12 protein-coding genes are annotated in these 16,548 nt (G+C 35.6%); 10 read left to right on the top strand and 2 right to left on the bottom strand.

The annotated features are described in order from the left end of the window. The first annotated feature begins 44 nt into the window (after positions 1-44). The gene (locus RT723_RS02020) at positions 45-359 is read left to right on the top strand and encodes a DUF6122 family protein (RefSeq protein WP_252731781.1); all 315 of its coding nucleotides are present in this window, start codon (positions 45-47) and stop codon (positions 357-359) included. A 17-nt stretch (positions 360-376) separates the two neighbouring features. On the opposite strand, the gene RT723_RS02015 is transcribed toward RT723_RS02020, so the two are convergent. Next, positions 377-1,195 (bottom strand): PhzF family phenazine biosynthesis protein, encoded by an 819-nt coding sequence (locus RT723_RS02015; RefSeq protein ID WP_315945692.1) that lies wholly within the window; start codon positions 1,193-1,195, stop codon positions 377-379. A 166-nt stretch (positions 1,196-1,361) separates the two neighbouring features. Here RT723_RS02015 and RT723_RS02010 point away from each other — a divergent pair, with 166 nt between their 5' ends. From RT723_RS02010 to recD, 9 genes are all read left to right on the top strand, one after another. Then, positions 1,362-1,688, top strand: coding sequence for a hypothetical protein (locus RT723_RS02010; RefSeq protein ID WP_315945691.1), 327 nt, complete (start codon positions 1,362-1,364; stop codon positions 1,686-1,688). 332 nt (positions 1,689-2,020) lie between these two features. Continuing rightward, on the top strand, positions 2,021-2,695 hold the full coding sequence (locus RT723_RS02005; RefSeq protein WP_252731780.1) for a 2OG-Fe(II) oxygenase: 675 nt from the start codon (positions 2,021-2,023) through the stop codon (positions 2,693-2,695). Positions 2,696-2,742: 47 nt separating this feature from the next. Next, positions 2,743-3,129, top strand: coding sequence for an SMU1112c/YaeR family gloxylase I-like metalloprotein (gene gloA2 / locus RT723_RS02000; RefSeq protein ID WP_315945690.1), 387 nt, complete (start codon positions 2,743-2,745; stop codon positions 3,127-3,129). A 207-nt stretch (positions 3,130-3,336) separates the two neighbouring features. Continuing rightward, positions 3,337-4,554, top strand: coding sequence for a multidrug effflux MFS transporter (locus tag RT723_RS01995; RefSeq protein ID WP_315945689.1), 1,218 nt, complete (start codon positions 3,337-3,339; stop codon positions 4,552-4,554). 376 nt (positions 4,555-4,930) lie between these two features. Further along, positions 4,931-5,188: a hypothetical protein gene (locus RT723_RS01990; RefSeq protein WP_315945688.1), complete on the top strand. Its 258-nt coding sequence runs from the start codon at positions 4,931-4,933 to the stop codon at positions 5,186-5,188. A gap of 216 nt (positions 5,189-5,404) precedes the next feature. Continuing rightward, a complete protein-coding gene (gene recC, locus RT723_RS01985) occupies positions 5,405-9,163 on the top strand; it encodes an exodeoxyribonuclease V subunit gamma (protein WP_315945687.1) in 3,759 nt (1,252 codons plus the stop codon). After that, positions 9,160-11,013 carry a UvrD-helicase domain-containing protein gene (locus tag RT723_RS01980; protein ID WP_315945686.1) on the top strand — a complete coding sequence of 618 codons (1,854 nt, stop codon included), beginning with the start codon at positions 9,160-9,162 and terminating at the stop codon, positions 11,011-11,013. The genes recC and RT723_RS01980 overlap by 4 nt, the downstream gene beginning before the upstream one ends. 9 nt (positions 11,014-11,022) lie before the next feature. Then, complete coding sequence (locus RT723_RS01975) at positions 11,023-13,269, top strand: 3'-5' exonuclease (protein WP_315945833.1); 2,247 nt, start codon at positions 11,023-11,025, stop codon at positions 13,267-13,269. Continuing rightward, positions 13,262-15,445 (top strand): exodeoxyribonuclease V subunit alpha, encoded by a 2,184-nt coding sequence (gene recD / locus RT723_RS01970; protein ID WP_315945685.1) that lies wholly within the window; start codon positions 13,262-13,264, stop codon positions 15,443-15,445. Before RT723_RS01975 ends, recD begins: the two co-directional genes overlap by 8 nt. A 34-nt stretch (positions 15,446-15,479) precedes the next feature. Here recD and RT723_RS01965 read toward each other — a convergent pair whose 3' ends face one another. Further along, positions 15,480-16,460, bottom strand: coding sequence for an ion channel (locus RT723_RS01965; protein ID WP_315945684.1), 981 nt, complete (start codon positions 16,458-16,460; stop codon positions 15,480-15,482). Between the last annotated feature and the right edge of the window lie 88 nt (positions 16,461-16,548).

Genomic DNA, 16,548 nt, shown 5'->3' with positions numbered 1-16,548 from the left:
ACTATTAACTCAGACGACAAATTATTAATGGAAGAGCCTCTTTTATGTTCCACCTTTTTTTACACTTTTTAGTTCCATTGGTTATTGCTTGGGTATTTTTCAGAGATGATTGGCAAAAAGCATTGTTAATAATGATGTTAACTATGCTGGTGGATGTTGACCATTTATTAGCAACGCCAATATATGACCCACTACGCTGCAGTATTGGATTTCATCCCTTACACCAATTGCCTTTAGTATTTGCGTACATTGCAATGTGTTTTGTTAAGCCGATGCGTTTAATCGGTATCGGCTTGGTCATTCATATGGCATTGGACAGCATAGATTGTAAGGTAAACCTTGGTGTTTGGTTTATGTAAATTGGTCAATGAAAATACTAAACTTGTATCTCACCTTGCATATACAACACAGCTTGACCAGATATGATCACAACATCTTTGCCGTTTGAATTATCAATTTCACAATGTAAAACACCTTGGCGTTTTGAGGCTTGTAGAGCGACCAGTTTGCTTTTACCCAATTCCGCAGCCCAATAAGGCGCTAGTCCAGCGTGAATAGAACCGGTTACGGGATCTTCATCACCGCCATTGGCTGGCCAAAAGTAGCGAGAAACAAAATCATAGTCAGCAAAATTATTGGACTTAGCTTGTGCTGTGACAACTAAATCATAAGGGGCTAATGTCTTTAATAAGTCGTTATTGCGTGTAATATTGAGTACTTCGTGTTCTGTTTCACATATTACAAAATAAGCTTGTTGGTTTTTTAAAACTTGTTTGGGTGCAATAGAAATAGCATCTAGCAAAGCTTGAGGAATATGCTCTGCAATCGTTGGTTTTAAATTAGGAAATTGCATTACGATAATGCCATTTTCACCTTTATTGACTTCTAATATGCCCACTTTGTCAGTATGAAATACTATTGTGTTTAGATGTGGATTTTCAGTAAATAATACAAACGCTGACGCTAAGGTAGCATGACCACAAAAATCAATTTCAGTTATCGGTGAAAACCAACGAATCGCGAATTGATTGTCGTTAATTGGTTTTATATAGGCAGTTTCAGACAGGTTATTTTCAGCTGCTATATTTGCCATCGTTACTACTGGTAGCCAATCGTTATGTATTATGACTGCTGCAGAATTACCTTTGAACAAAGTGTCAGTAAATGCATCAACCACTCTCATTGTTAATTTCATAAATGGATAACTTATTATTTGGATATTATTGTCGATATATAAATTAACGCGGTGCATTACTTTTGTCACCAACATATAACCAGTTAATAAATATCAATTAAGTTAGCCGTAATGTGATTACTGTGCTTAGATAGTTAAATAAACATTCAGTAGGTTTACCCTCGGTATGAGTCAAGAGTTAGATTTAAAGTTAGTGGTAAGAGTTGAACCCGGTTCTTTAGGCCCAGATGGACTTGACCACGTAGAGTCATTTTGTATGGTCGCTGAAAAGGTATTTTCCAAAGTCGAATTTGCTAATTTAACATTTAAGATAGTACCGCGTTACGATAAAAAACTACCAGAGTTAGAGTTACTCATGAATCGAGCACCACTACCACAGCAAAGGGCTGTACTGGTTTTGGATAAACTAAATTTAACGTTTGAACTGATAGAAGAAGAAGTTATGGAGCGGATTTCAAAATTAATAGACCGATTTTTAGGTCATAAATATTAATAGTAAAATTTATTATCTTTAGGATATGTTTCAGTCGTTTTTGTGCATAACTAAATCATTAATATTCGCTATGATATTAGTCATAATGATCATCAAATTCACTTTTAGCTCCCGCTTATGAGTTTTCCATTTTGGTACAAATTAATGACGCGATAATGCGATGTATCAAGCTAAAAAGGCCGGTAAAGATAGGTATATGGTTTTCTAAACGATAGCCGTTTTTTATGTTGTTAACGTATATAAAAAAGCGTGTCCTTTCCAATTTTTTAAGTATGATGCGCATCACTTAAATTAAGATAACAATTGTCTACTTTATATAAAGAGAAAATAACTTGGTCGCGATAAAAAAGATCTCATCTTTTGATGGTAACAGTACGAGTGATGACGGTTTATTTAACTTAATAGCACAAGATATTGAGCAACAAGGTTACAGTATTCGTCCTGGCGCCTTACCGGTAGAATTAACAAATGCTTTGTATATCCACCAGCAAACCATGGAAACTGAAAAATTCAAAGATGCAGGTATTGGCCGAGGTGGCGAATATTTAAAAAATGAGTTTGTTCGTACCGATGAAATTTGTTGGATAACAGGTGAAAGTAATGCGGGAAAACAATGGTTAGATTGGAATGCGCAATTACAAAGTTATCTAAATCGACGTTTATTTTTAGGCTTATTTTCATTTGAAAGCCATTTTGCTCATTATGGTCCAGGTAACTATTATAAACGCCATTATGATGCATTTAGAGGTGAGGCAAACCGAGTATTATCCATTGTTGCTTATTTCAATTCTGGTTGGGTAAGTACAGATGGTGGTGAGTTAGTCATATACAAGGATGATAAAGACAAAGAGGGCACTAAAGTGATCCCTTTGATGGGAACCATCGTCGCTTTTTTAAGTGAAGAATTCCCTCATGAAGTATTAAAAGCGAACCGTGATCGTTATTCTATTGCTGGTTGGTTTCGAGTTAATACCTCTATAGCGGATAAGATTGATCCTCCGTTATAACTCATAATATAACTAGGTCAATAACCAAAATAAATTAAGGTTAAACATTGTTTAAGTCTATTCATCATGCCGCGATAATATGTTCTGATTACCCAGTTTCAAAACATTTTTATACTGAAGTGTTACAACTTGAAATAATCGCTGAAAACTATAGAGCGGATAGAGATTCATTTAAACTTGACTTAAAATTGCCCAAAGGTGGTCAAATTGAATTGTTCTCTTTTACCAATTCACCTCCCAGACCCAGTTATCCAGAAGCGCTAGGTTTGAGACACCTAGCATTTTGTGTTGATTCAGTGGAAAAGGTTCGACAATACCTGTTAGATAATGGGATTGAGGTCGAGCCGGTTAGAGTAGATGAATTTACCGATAAAAAGTTCACCTTTTTTAACGATCCAGATGGCTTGCCGTTAGAGCTATATCAGTGCAGTTAAACAGAGCTTGGTCATTTCTTATATTTAGTGAATATGTTATTTAATGAGGTACAGTTGATTAATGTCACCTTAGTTCATAAAAGCGCATACTTATAAACGTGTTCCTATGATAAAATCCTACTAAGTTATATTCCCAGTTTGTCCCACATTCAACCAACGTGAATAAAACCAATTAACCCCGTTTATTTATTAACATTAAGAATAAAAATGAAATCTCAAGCTAAAGCTATTAGCAATTTTGAATTTATCTGTTTAATGGCCTTATTAATGTCTTTAGTGGCGTTAACCATTGATGCGGTTTTACCCGCGCTATCTCAACTAGGTACTGACCTGAAAGTCGCCAATGAAAATGACACTCAATTAGTGTTATCTTCGGTATTTTTTGGCATGGCATTTGGGCTGATGATATACGGGCCTATATCTGATTCTTTTGGTAGGAAAAATTCAATCTATCTAGGTGTCAGTATTTTTATTATTGGCGATCTTATTTCTTTGTTTGCCGTTGATTTTAATATGATGATCATTGGTCGTGTAATACAAGGCTTTGGCGCGGCCGCTTGCAGAGTTGTGAGTTTAGCAATGATCAGGGATAAATTTGAAGGTCCAGAAATGGGTCGAGTTATGTCGTTAATTGTTATGTCTTTCATAATTGTACCGGCGTTGGCTCCTTCGGTCGGTCAAGGCATATTATGGATTGGAGATTGGCGTGCAATTTTTGGATTTGTATTGTTGTTTAGTATGTCATCTTTATTGTGGTTTCACTTCAGGCAAGAAGAAACATTAGACCTTGATAAACGTTTACCTTTTACGTTAACCGCGATTTTTAACGGTATAAAGGAAACATTAACCAATAAAGTTAGCCGCAATTACATGTTAGCCAGTGGCGTAATATTTGGATCTTTTATTGGGTACTTAAGTACGTCACAGCAATTATTACAAATCCATTATAAATTAGGGGAGCAGTTTGCTCTGTATTTTGGTGTATTAGCCCTAGCGCTTGGATTGTCGTCATTTAGTAATTCTAAATTAGTAATGCGTTATAAAATGGTTAACTTATGTTTAACAGCGTTACTAGGTTTGTTAATAAGCAGTAGTTTATTTCTAATATATTGTTTTGTTTTACAAAATGAACCAACAATATTCATGTTGATGATGTATTTATCCATTAGCTTTTTCTTTTTTGGCCTTTTATTTGGCAACTTAAACTCATTAGCTGTTCAACCTTTAGGTCATATTGCTGGCGTAGCTAATTCGGTGATCAGTTCCATACAAACGTTAATCTCCGTATTTATCGGTGGTGTAATCGGATATTTATATAATGAATCTGCTATACCGCTGACTGTTGGCTTTTTTGTTTGTGCTTTGCTCTCCATTGTTTTGATATTAAGAGCAAAGAAAAAAAGCAAATTAGTAACTGCAATATAGGCTCTTAAATAAGAGACACAGACAAGGGGGATAATCTTAAATAAAAGTTAAAAACTAATTATTCAATTTTCAGTTACAAACAATAACAAATTGTTACTTATTAATTTTATTAGATAATTTGCTATTTTATTAAATCATGGCTATCGTAAATTTGGTCTAATAAAGGAATATATTGTATGAAAATAGTTAAATTAGTTACTGTCGTTGCGTTAAGTTCTTTGGTTTTCGGTTGTGGTGTTTTTCCTTTTGAAAAAAAGTTAAAGATAACCACTTTGTAATTGAGAACTACCGACAAGATATATCTACACCAAAAGAATACGTTTATTTAGCGTGTTACCGAAACAGACAGTCAGATTATTCTGAATCAAGAGAATTGATGGCGGGTCGTCATAATCTTTGGGTTAAAGCTCAATTTGATATCGGTGGTGAAGGTTATGTTAATTTTGATGTAACGTTAGATGCAGGTCAACGTTACGCATTAAAAAGACAAGTGACTGATAACAAAGCTGCTATTTGGATAGAAGAAACAGATACTGCTAAAGTGGTTTCAGAAGTTGTAACAACAGAACTGAAAATACCGAAAGTAGTCGATAATAAAATACGCATAGAGCAGTGTAAGTCGGGTACTGTTTAATATCACAGCAGTCATAAATCATTTTAAAAAAGGACAATTGCACAACAATTGTCCTTTTTTATTGCCAATGTATAGGTACATTCCCTTTATAATTAGCAAGAATGAGTTAAACAATTTATATGTCGTTGACTAATTAATTCCTTTAAATACTCCCTTATAGATTAAAGATCCCTTACTATAGAAAACAGCACTAACAAATGGAATTTTTAGCATCCAATGTTAAACCTATATCAATCTAATAGACTCGAAGCTTTAGTTACGCTTTTGTCGACTCAAATTAAATTCCCAATCAGTGATAATGCACTAACTCCAGAAACTATCTTGGTGCACAGTCCTGGTATGTCTCAATGGTTAAAACTGCAAATAGCTGAGGCCAATGGCATAGCGGCTAACATAGACTTTCCGTTACCAAGTAGTTTTATTTGGCGTCTATATCAAAACTTATTGCCTGATGTTCCTGCACAAAGTCCATTTAATAAAGACCGAATGACGTGGAAGTTATATCAATTATTACCAGAGCATTTAAACAAACCTGAATTTAAGTCCATAGCCGATTATCTAAACAGTGACAAACCCATTGCTGTTGAATGTATAGATCACCATTCCAACGAAAATCATTTTGCAAACCAAAATGGAAAATCATCGTCAGAACAGATCGGTAGTTATGAACAACTCAGGTTATTCCAATTAGCTGAAAAAATAGCAGACGTATTTGATAACTATTTAATGTACAGACCCGAGTGGTTAGAACACTGGCAACAAGGCCATTTAGATTTGCCTAAAGAAGATATTGTCAAAGGTGATGATATTAAAGGGCAACAATGGCAGTGCATTTTATGGCAAGCATTAGTGACTTTCACGGATCAACAAAACCAAAGCCCATTGCACCGTGCCAGTATGCATAAGTTATTGTTAGATAAATTATCTACTATCAGTACTGAAGAATTAAAAGTCGCATTGCCAACGTCTCTTGACCGTTTATTTATATTTGGTATTTCTACTTTACCTACTCATCAGTTAGAAGTATTGGAAGCGTTATCTCAACATATCGACGTACAGATTTTATGGTTAAATCCGTGTAGCCAATATTGGGGCGATATATTAAGTGATAAAACCATTGCGCGATTAGACAGTAAACAAAAACAAATTGCTGAGCTTAATGTTAATCATAAAGAGGATTACTTTGTGACGGGTAATCCGTTATTGGCAAGTTGGGGCAAAGTAGGGCGTGATTATCTGGACGTATTAACAAACGCCAATATTAATATCACCGATGTCTTTATTGAACCTATCGCAGAGTTAGATTCATTTTCAAGTTTAGAAAAAATTCAAAACGACATACTAAATTTACAATATCGGGGTGAACAAACTCCATTGACGCCTAAACAAATTAACTCTGATCACGGTAAAGTCTTATTAACCAATGACGATGACTCTATATTAGTGCATAACTGCCACAGTCGAATTCGTGAACTTGAGGTACTAAAAGACCAGTTATTAGGTTGGTTTGAACAAGATCCCACTTTATTACCTAAAGATATTTTGGTTATGGTGCCGGACGTGAATCAATATGCACCTTTTATTGAATCTATCTTTAAATCTGAGTCTAGTGCCATAACTAGTGGAAACAACTCAAGCCATAATCAAACTATCCCATTCACGATTTCTGACCGAGGCGGTTTGGAAGAAAATCCATTATTAAACACATTTATCGACTTATTACTGCTGCCATCTTCTCGTTTTACAGTATCAGAGTTATTAGATCATTTAGAAGTGCCTGCGGTAATGTCCACGTTTAATTTAAGTTTGTCCGACATTAATTTATTAAAACAATGGATTGAACAGAGTCAAATTAAATGGGCAATTGACGCTAAACATAAAGCCAAGTGGCAATTACCAGAAATCGACCTTAATACCTGGGTATATGGATTAAAACGTATGGTGTTGGGGGTGTCGTTAGGTGAAGAAGGTTTATGGAACAACATTTTAGCCTATGAAAAAATTGAAGGGCTTAACCAAGCCATATTAGGTAAATTATTAAACTACTTTAGCTTCTTAGCGGAATTAGAGCAGATCTTAAATGGTGATAAAACAATTGAGCAGTGGTGTGAGTTATTAGAACAGTTTGTTACGCACTTATTTACTTTAGGTGAAAATGAACAACAAACGGAATATCAAAACAAAATTGATGTGATCACCATTCAAAAGATACGAAATTCAATCGCGCAGTTACACGTTTATTTGGATGAGCGTGATTATACTGGTGATATTAATTACCATTTAATTCATCACTTTTTTGCACAGCATTTAAGTGAGAGTGGGGTAGCTCAAAGATTTTTGGCAGGACGTATGAATTTTTGTACTTTAATGCCAATGCGTTCAGTGCCATTTAAAGTTATCTGTATTTTAGGGTTAAATGATGGTGATTACCCTCGTCATGTTGACCCAATTAGTTTTGATCTGGTGGGATTAAATTCTACTAGAAAAGGGGACCGCTCTCGCAAATTAGACGAACGTTATTTATTTTTAGAAGCCATCAGCTCTGCTAGAGAAAAGTTGCATTTAAGTTTTATTGGCCAATCAGCTAAAAATAATAAAGAGTTAATGCCTTCGGTTATTTTGTCGGAATTGATCGATTATATGCAACAGTCTTTTATTGTCGACAATCCTAATGAGAAAGAATCAATTTATGATCGCGTCGTGATCAAACATAAACTGCAACCATTTAATTCGGGCTATTTTTTAAATGAAGGCGGCTTAAGCCTATATAAATCATACTCTGAGCGTTGGTATCAAGTTTGTAAGACACAAAATTCTGTACAAAGTAATAGTGCAGTAAGTGACCACTTTGTCCATAGGTCAAGTGAACACGATCATTCCAATAACCATCAGGATCCTAATTTGGATCGGGGGGATCAAAATATTGAGCAGTTTGATCCTATCAAATTACAAAAGGATCAAATTGATCTTAGCGAATTGATTGAGTTTTGGACGCATCCAATTAAGTATTTTTATCGTCGAGTATTAGATATCAAACTGGATCTAAACAAGGATGTTTTATCAGATCATGAAGTATTCCAGCATGACGGATTACAGAAATATAAAAATCAATCGGCGTTATTAGACTTATTTTTATTTAACAATCCATTAGCCGACGATCAAAACGTCACAACACAGAAAACCAATAAACAGTTAAACCAAAAGTATTTACGATCTGGAAATTACCCTGCAAAAAAATGGGGTGAAAAAGTGTTGGATTCATACCAAAAACAAAGTCTTAATATGGTCAACCTGATAAAAGAGATACTCAGTATCGATCACATGGAACAACTGCAATTAACTAAACACCAACATTTAGTCAGTTTAGATCTACCAAGCAGCTTGACTTCGAAATTGGGCTTGGAACAAATATCAGTGCAATCAACTGTAGAAACGTTTATTACTCATAACCAACAGGTGAGCTTATTTGTCCGTAGCGGTAAAATTAGAAAATCTGATACTTTATCTGCTTGGTTAATACATTTAAGTAAATGTGCAGCATTTAACGCATCTATGACAATATTAATTGGTAATGATGACACTATAGGCTGGTTTGAACCGTTACAGCCTGAACATGCTAATGAACAATTGTCATTATGGGCTACAGAGTTTGTTCGTTATAAAAATCAAAACCAAATGTTAACTTGGCATATAGACCCCGCGGTAGATTGGTTAGCAGAAAAACAAAAGGGCGCTTCTAAGTTGGGATTAAATGCGGTTTTAACAAAACATATAACCCCTAATACGTTTAATCTAAGTGCAAGAAATTTAGCCAGTGACGATTACGCTTCTAAACATTTGTTTAAATTGGAGCAGTTTGACGATGAGTTTGAACGTATTACGGTAAATCAATTATCAGACATGGCAGAACAATACCAAAGTGGAAAGACGAAAAAAGTCATTAAGCAGATCAAGGAGTTGGTGAATCTAAAATGAATAAATTAAATCCACTTACATTACCACTTGATCAGAATGCGCTTATTGAAGCCAGTGCCGGTACTGGTAAAACATACACGATTACCACGTTATATTTACGCGCATTATTGGGACTTGTAGATACAAAAACGACATTAACCCCTAAATCTATTGAGCAGATCTTAGTGGTTACTTTTACAGAAGCCGCAACGCAAGAGATCAGAGACAGAGTAAGAAAAAAACTACTTGAAGCTCAACAAGTTTTATTAACGGATGAATTAACAGGTGACCCTAACCAAAGTGTCTTGCAACAAACGACAAATACTGGTGATAGTTTTGATTCAAATCTAGTTCAACTTCTCAATACGTATATTCACCGTTTGTTAACTTCATCAGCTGAAATACAAAAGGGCAATGAACCTGCGTCTAAAGTCCACAATGAACAAGATATCAAAAAAGCAGTTTTGCAGGGGTATCACAGGTTACAAAATGCCATAACCTTAATAGATGAAGCTTCAATCTTTACAATTCATGGCTTTTGCCATCGTTGCATTAAGCAATTTGCATTTGAAACTAACTCAAGTTTTGAACAAACATTTGAAATGGATAATAAACCTATTTTACAAGGTGCGTTATATGATTTTTGGCGTAAACATGTTGTTCCATTAGATGGTGTTGAGTTTGGTTGGTTTGAACAAAACTGGCGCAACCCTGAAGGATTATACAAAGCGATTGCATCGGTATTAGGTAAAAACATAGATATTACGCCAGCGCTTGATACAAGCCGTTATAATGAGTTGATCAACGATTATCAATCATTGATTATCAACTTAAAACAAGAATGGAAAAAATCGGACTTTTCCAAGTTATTGGCTGAATCAGATCTTAAAAAAACTGGCAAGATATACAAACGTATTGGTGTGTTGACGGAGTTTGTTCAATCAGATAATTGGTTTCCAGAATTTGAGAAGGGCGAAGAGTGGGGATTATGGGGCTCAGATTCATTAAACAATGCCAGTAATTACAAAGCTAAATCAGAACCTCTTAACCACCCAATTAGCCAAACCATTGATAAATTGGCTGAGGTAGTACACCAACTTAAAAATGGAGGTTTTCAAAGTCATTGGTTAAGACTGGCGAAAGATTATATAGAAAACCGCGCACAACAAATTAAAAACGAACAACAGATCATTAACCCTGATGATTTGTTAACTCAGTTACTTAACGCTATAAATGCAACGTCTACAGTGGAAAATTGGGATGTGGTTGAGGACAATAATTTGTTATTGCACGCCATTAGAACTAAATATCCTTTGGCCTTTATTGACGAGTTCCAAGATACCGATCCTGTTCAGTACGGTATATTTAATGCCATATATAACAGGTCGCAAGATAGTGAAACAACCACTGCTAATATGATTTTAATTGGTGATCCTAAACAGGCCATTTACAAGTTCCGTGGTGCCGATATATTTACTTATATCAAAGCAAAACAAGATTTAGCCGACTCACAACATTATACCTTAGACACCAATTGGCGTTCTCACCCCAAGCTAGTGAATGCCGTTAACCAAGTATTCAAACAAAGTGTTGAAGGATTTAAACAAAAAGAGATTCCCTTTGAATCCGTGTTAGCGGGCAAATCAGATACATTTAAACTGATAGATAATGGCAAAGATGCAAATCAATTAACATTTTGCCATTTATTACCAGATACCCAAGCCCCTGATAAAGTTGGATTTAAACAATCAGATGCTGAAGGTATATTAGCTAAATGGTGTGCCAGTCAAATACAGCAAACCTTGTTATCAGCCACCAGTGACGATCCCAGTACGTATATCGATAAACAGGGTAAAGTATTACCGGTATAAGCAAACGATATTTGTATTTTAGTAAGAAACCGTAATCAAGCCAGCGTAATTAAAAAGACCCTAGCTCAGTTGAATATACGCTCGGTATTTATCAGTCGTGACAATATATTTAATACCGCAGTCGCCAAAGATTTACTGCGGTTATTGATGGCAATTAATTCACCGTTTAATGAGCAAAAAGTGAGGGCCGCCTGCGCCACTTGTTTTTTTGCTTATGACATCGACACATTATTTAAGCTGCAACATGATCCTGTATTATGGCAGCAGCATTTAGATTGGTTTTATAACGCTAATCAACGTTGGGTTTATGGTCAAATCTCAAGTGCCATTGACACTATTTTGCTACAAGCAGATACTTTGAATAAATGGCAATTGTTAGAGCCAACTGAATATGAACGATTGATCACAGACCAACGCCATTTGTCTGAACTTATCCAACAACAATCGGTTAAACATGCAGGTGTTGAAAAACTGCTACATTGGTTTGAGCAGCAAGTGATTGCCGATGATAACTGGAGTGACGCAACGGACGACCAACAATTACGTTTAGAATCCGACAGTAACTTAGTGCAAATCGCCACTTTACATGCTTCAAAAGGGTTAGAATATCCAATTGTATATTTACCTTTTGTTTGTGATTTTAAAGCGGCTAAAACCGCTATTTATACCTCAAATCAAGAATCTAAAGGGTTAACTTACCGTGTTGATAATCGCACTCAAGAGTTACAACAAGCTGAAGCTGAACGTTTAGCGGAAGATTTACGTTTATTATATGTTGCGATGACCCGTCCAATATTCAATTTAGTGATCGGTGTATATAATTTATTAGATGCATATAAACGACCTGTATTAGATAATTCAGGTTTAGGGCAAGTGTTGTTAGGTGAGTTAGCCACCAATCAAAAACCAAATAATGAATTAATAGAACAAGCCTGTAACCGTTTGTTACAGCTAGACTGCAATAATGACATTGAATTTAAGGACTGTTTCCAATATCAAAGCCAAGCTGAAGATTTGGTGGTCGATGAGTTTAATCAACGTAAATCTGCAGGGCTAAGCTTACACAGTAATAAAACGCCGGTACTTAGATTTTCTCAATTTAGTGGTAACGTAAACGATAATTGGAAAATGATAAGTTATTCATCATTAGTGGCCGGCGCGCATCACAGCGAAAATAAATTCGTGGAGTCCCCAGGGCATAAAACTACGGATAGTTTTGCCCAAGAACAATTAAATGATATTTGGGTGTCTGGTTTATCGGATGAACAAAACAATATTGAGCCAGACCAATCAAATGTTCAGATAACATCTGAGCCAATAATGGTAAAAGATAGATTTTCATTTCCCAAAGGTGCGAATGCAGGAACATGTTTACATTGGATTATGGAGAACTTAGATTTTCAACAGCCAGTGGTTGAACAGGTTGATGTTATTGAATCTGGATTAACGCGATATGGGATAGAACTGTCATGGGTCTCAGTAACGATAGACTGGATGAAAGACATTATTAATTGTAATTTATTGGCGGGTTCTGATACCAAATCTATAGATGAAAACGTAAATACCCCAGATCAAACACCGAGTTACTCCCTTGCTGACATAGAAAACAAAGATAGATTGGTTGAAATGGAATTCTACTTTAATTTCAACAGCTTGAACCAATCAATTTTAAGTAACGCGTTACAAATGATGGGTTTAAAACCGGTGCATTTTGATAATTTTTTATCTGCAAGTGCCAATCAAGATGGCCTGTCAGGAATTGTAAAAGGTTTTATTGATTTAACGATACATCATAAAGGTAAGTATTACGTATTAGACTATAAATCCAATTATTTAGGCGATGATTTATTGTTTTATAATCATGCTAATTTAGAGGTTTCCATGTCCGATCACCATTATCAAATACAAGCACTGATTTACACTTTGGCACTTCATCGCTGGCTAAAGTCGCGTTTACCTCATTACGATTACAACGTACATGTTGGAGGTGCTCTTTATTTATTTTTGCGCGGCATGCAAACAATGAACAATATTTCAACATCTGGTGTTTATGTTATGAATATAAAACAAGATGTTATTGAGTACTTAGACGCGGCATTAGAAGGTAAGTTTGAGCAATCACAGTCCACTTATGCTGAAAATAGTGAACCTGTTTTATCACAACAAAGCCAAACTGACTCAGACTCAGCAACGGATGATTTTAGTCATCAAGACGTAACAAGCACAGTTTCACAGATGGGGTTTGACTTTGACTGATACAAATAAAACCAATTCTAGCAATACTAATTCTACGAACACGGATTTAGACAACGCTATGGTAGAAAAGCCAATAAAACAGTGGTTTAAAAACACGTCAGTTTTTGTACAAGGCATTGAGAATGAACACACTATAGAGCTCTCGGATGACATAAACTGCAAATTGGATAAAGCAAATGACAGCACTAATCTAGCGAATAGAGAGTTACCCGAAACGTTACAATGGCTGTTGTTACTAAAACAGCACAAGATCATTCAATCAATGGATTACCACTTTGCTTGTTTTATCTACGGTGAAATGATCGTAAACAATGAGTTGGGTAACACGATTAAGTTAACCCGATCAGAAATTAACTTTGTGCTGTTACTGACTGCGAAACTTAGCTATGACATGAGTTTACAAGATGCGTGTTTACATTTAGATCAAGTCAACTTGAGCCAACCATTTACTTGGTTACCACCAGAATTACAGCAGCATAATTTAACCAAACAAGTACTAGAGCAGCTGCCAATACAGTCACAGTGGCAAGATATTCTACTTAACAGTGGCTTGACTAGCCAATTTACCTTGGATGAAGATGAGTACTCGATAGAAACGGATGGAATGCCATTAGTTCTGTTTCACAACTGCTTATATATGCGTCGGTATTTCAATTATGAAAAAGCAGTAGTGAGCTTTATTAAAGGAGAGGCCAATGATAAAGCGTATTGGTTTAACACCCTTGATAAACAACAGATAGAGAATGTAGTTAATACCTTATTTGAACCTAGCCAAGAGATTGACTGGCAAAAACAAGCCGTGATTAACTCCATTACTAAACCATTTTCAGTGATATCTGGTGGACCAGGTACTGGTAAAACAACAACTGTAGTAAAACTATTAGCGACATTATTACAGTTACATGATCAATATGAACAAACTCAACAATACACGTCACCAAATACAACTCAAGTATTAGGGTTAAACATACAACTTGCGGCTCCAACAGGTAAAGCGGCTCAACGATTAGCTGAATCAATAACGCATTCATTAGGGAGTTTGCAATTAAACTCAACTATTAAAGATAGGCTTCCTAATACTGCGGTTACTATTCATAGATTATTAAAACCACAAGGGTTAAACGAGTTTACGTATAACGAAAACAATAAATTATTTGTTGATGTATTGATCGTCGACGAAGCCTCAATGGTGGACTTAAGTTTGATGAGCAAATTGTTAGCCGCAGTCCCTAAACATGCTCAAGTTATATTGTTAGGGGACAGGCAGCAATTATCGTCGGTGGAAACTGGCAACGTATTAGCAGAAATATGCCGTGTTGAAACACAATCACTGAATTTGGTGGTTGAATTACAAAAAAGTTATCGTTTTAGTGCTGCCGGTTTAATTGGCCGATTAGCTAGGTTTATTAATCAAGGGAACAGCGCCAAAGTAATCTCTTTATTATCAGATCAAGCAAACCAGGATGCGCATAATATACTTGATGCTGAACTCAATTGGATAAAACCAGACCTAGATAGTTATCACTCGTTGATAGAATTCAGTTTTAAACACCAACTATTGTTAATCCAACAGGCAAAAGAGTTTATCCATCAACCTACAGAGCTAAGTTATGCTTTTTTAACAAGGTTATTCGACCACTTATTGCAGTTCCAAATCCTGACATGCGTAAAAGAAGGAGAATTTGGTGTTGAAGGGATCAATAGGCATATCAAACAGAGGTTAATTTCTCGTAAGTTGGTTAATCACCATGAGCAACATTATCATTGTCGCCCAGTTATGATCTCAGAAAACGCGTATCATTTGGGTTTATACAATGGGGATATTGGCTTACAGCTTATTGGTAGTGATAAACAATTAATGACTTATTTTTTGCAGCCTGATGGCCAAGTGATGAAGGTGTCTTGCCAACGCTTACCTAAACACGAAACCGTTTACGCTATGACAGTGCATAAAAGCCAAGGATCAGAGTTTAAGCATGTGGCATTAGTTTTACCCGATGCCAACCTTAACAATAAGATTTTATCCAGAGAGATCCTGTACACAGGATTAACTCGCGCTAAAAAACAGTTCACTATCTTTGGCCAAGCTCAAGAAATTCAACAAGCTATTAACAAAGCAACGGTTAGGCAGTCAGGTTTGAGTTTGTTATTAAGACATAATATGTCATCAACATAAGATGTCTTAATATCGTCAATATGGGGAAGGGGTTTTATCTTGTGGTTTTTTGCACAAAAACTACAACAAATAAGGCCAATGCAAAGCTGCCAATAAAGGCCTCTATAGTGGCGACCAATCTGGAATATCCAACAGGGTTAATATCGCCATAACCTAAGGTAGTAAAAGTTACCACACTAAAATAAATGCTAGAGAAAAAGTTATATAAATTCTCAACAAATGAGTTGTTGAAAGATAATTGAATGATTCCGGTATCACTTTTGATGCCAAGAATAAAATACAAAACGGCGCAAAATAAAATCAATATTAATGAGAATAAGATCACATTTATAGGTTTTTCACCGTAACCACAAAATAAATCGACGGCTTTAGAAACAACTCTTTTTTGAGAATATTGTGGGTGTTGTTTGCGGCGCATAATCAATTCTTTATGGGCAAAATGACCAGCTAAAACATGTATTCCGTCACTTTCAGCGGTTTTTCTTAAATTTCGATATATTTCTTCTGACTGTTCATAATAATCAATCGCTTTGCTTCTATCTTTATCTTTATCAGCTTGTATCGCGATAGCTTCTTGCTGAACATATTCGCCCACTTTGATATTATCGATACGTGCATTCTGCAGTTTGACGCCTAATAGATTAGTATTATGTAAATTTGCACAATTTAATTTGGAATCATTAAGACGGGTCTTCATTAAAGAAGAACCTTCTAGGTTTATGTTAAACAGATGAGCATTTTCCATGTCAGCACGATAGAGATCACAATTACGCATATCGTAACCACTAGAGCAACCTCGACGAACAAGACGGATGTCTTTAAGGTTAGCTTGTTTAAGTTGGAGCCCTTGTAACATACCGCCACTTTTTGCGTAGTTTTCTAATCGTTCACTTAAGTCCATACCCGTTTTATCAATGGTTTTATCATGCCAGAAACAATGACCTGCACCCATATCTTTTTCTTCACAGCGCTTGCCTTCAAGGTTATGGTATTTACAAGTTTTTTGGTCTGACATTTATCACCTTGATAATGAGTTAACAATATGTTCTTCCTAATAAAAATAATAGAATAATGGGTATTTGACTATAAATATTTTGGTTTTT

The sequence above is a fragment of the Psychrosphaera aquimarina genome (assembly GCF_032461525.1).
In the GTDB taxonomy this organism is placed as follows: Bacteria; Pseudomonadota; Gammaproteobacteria; order Enterobacterales; family Alteromonadaceae; genus Psychrosphaera; species Psychrosphaera aquimarina.
This window is presented reverse-complemented; position numbering and strand designations above follow the sequence as displayed.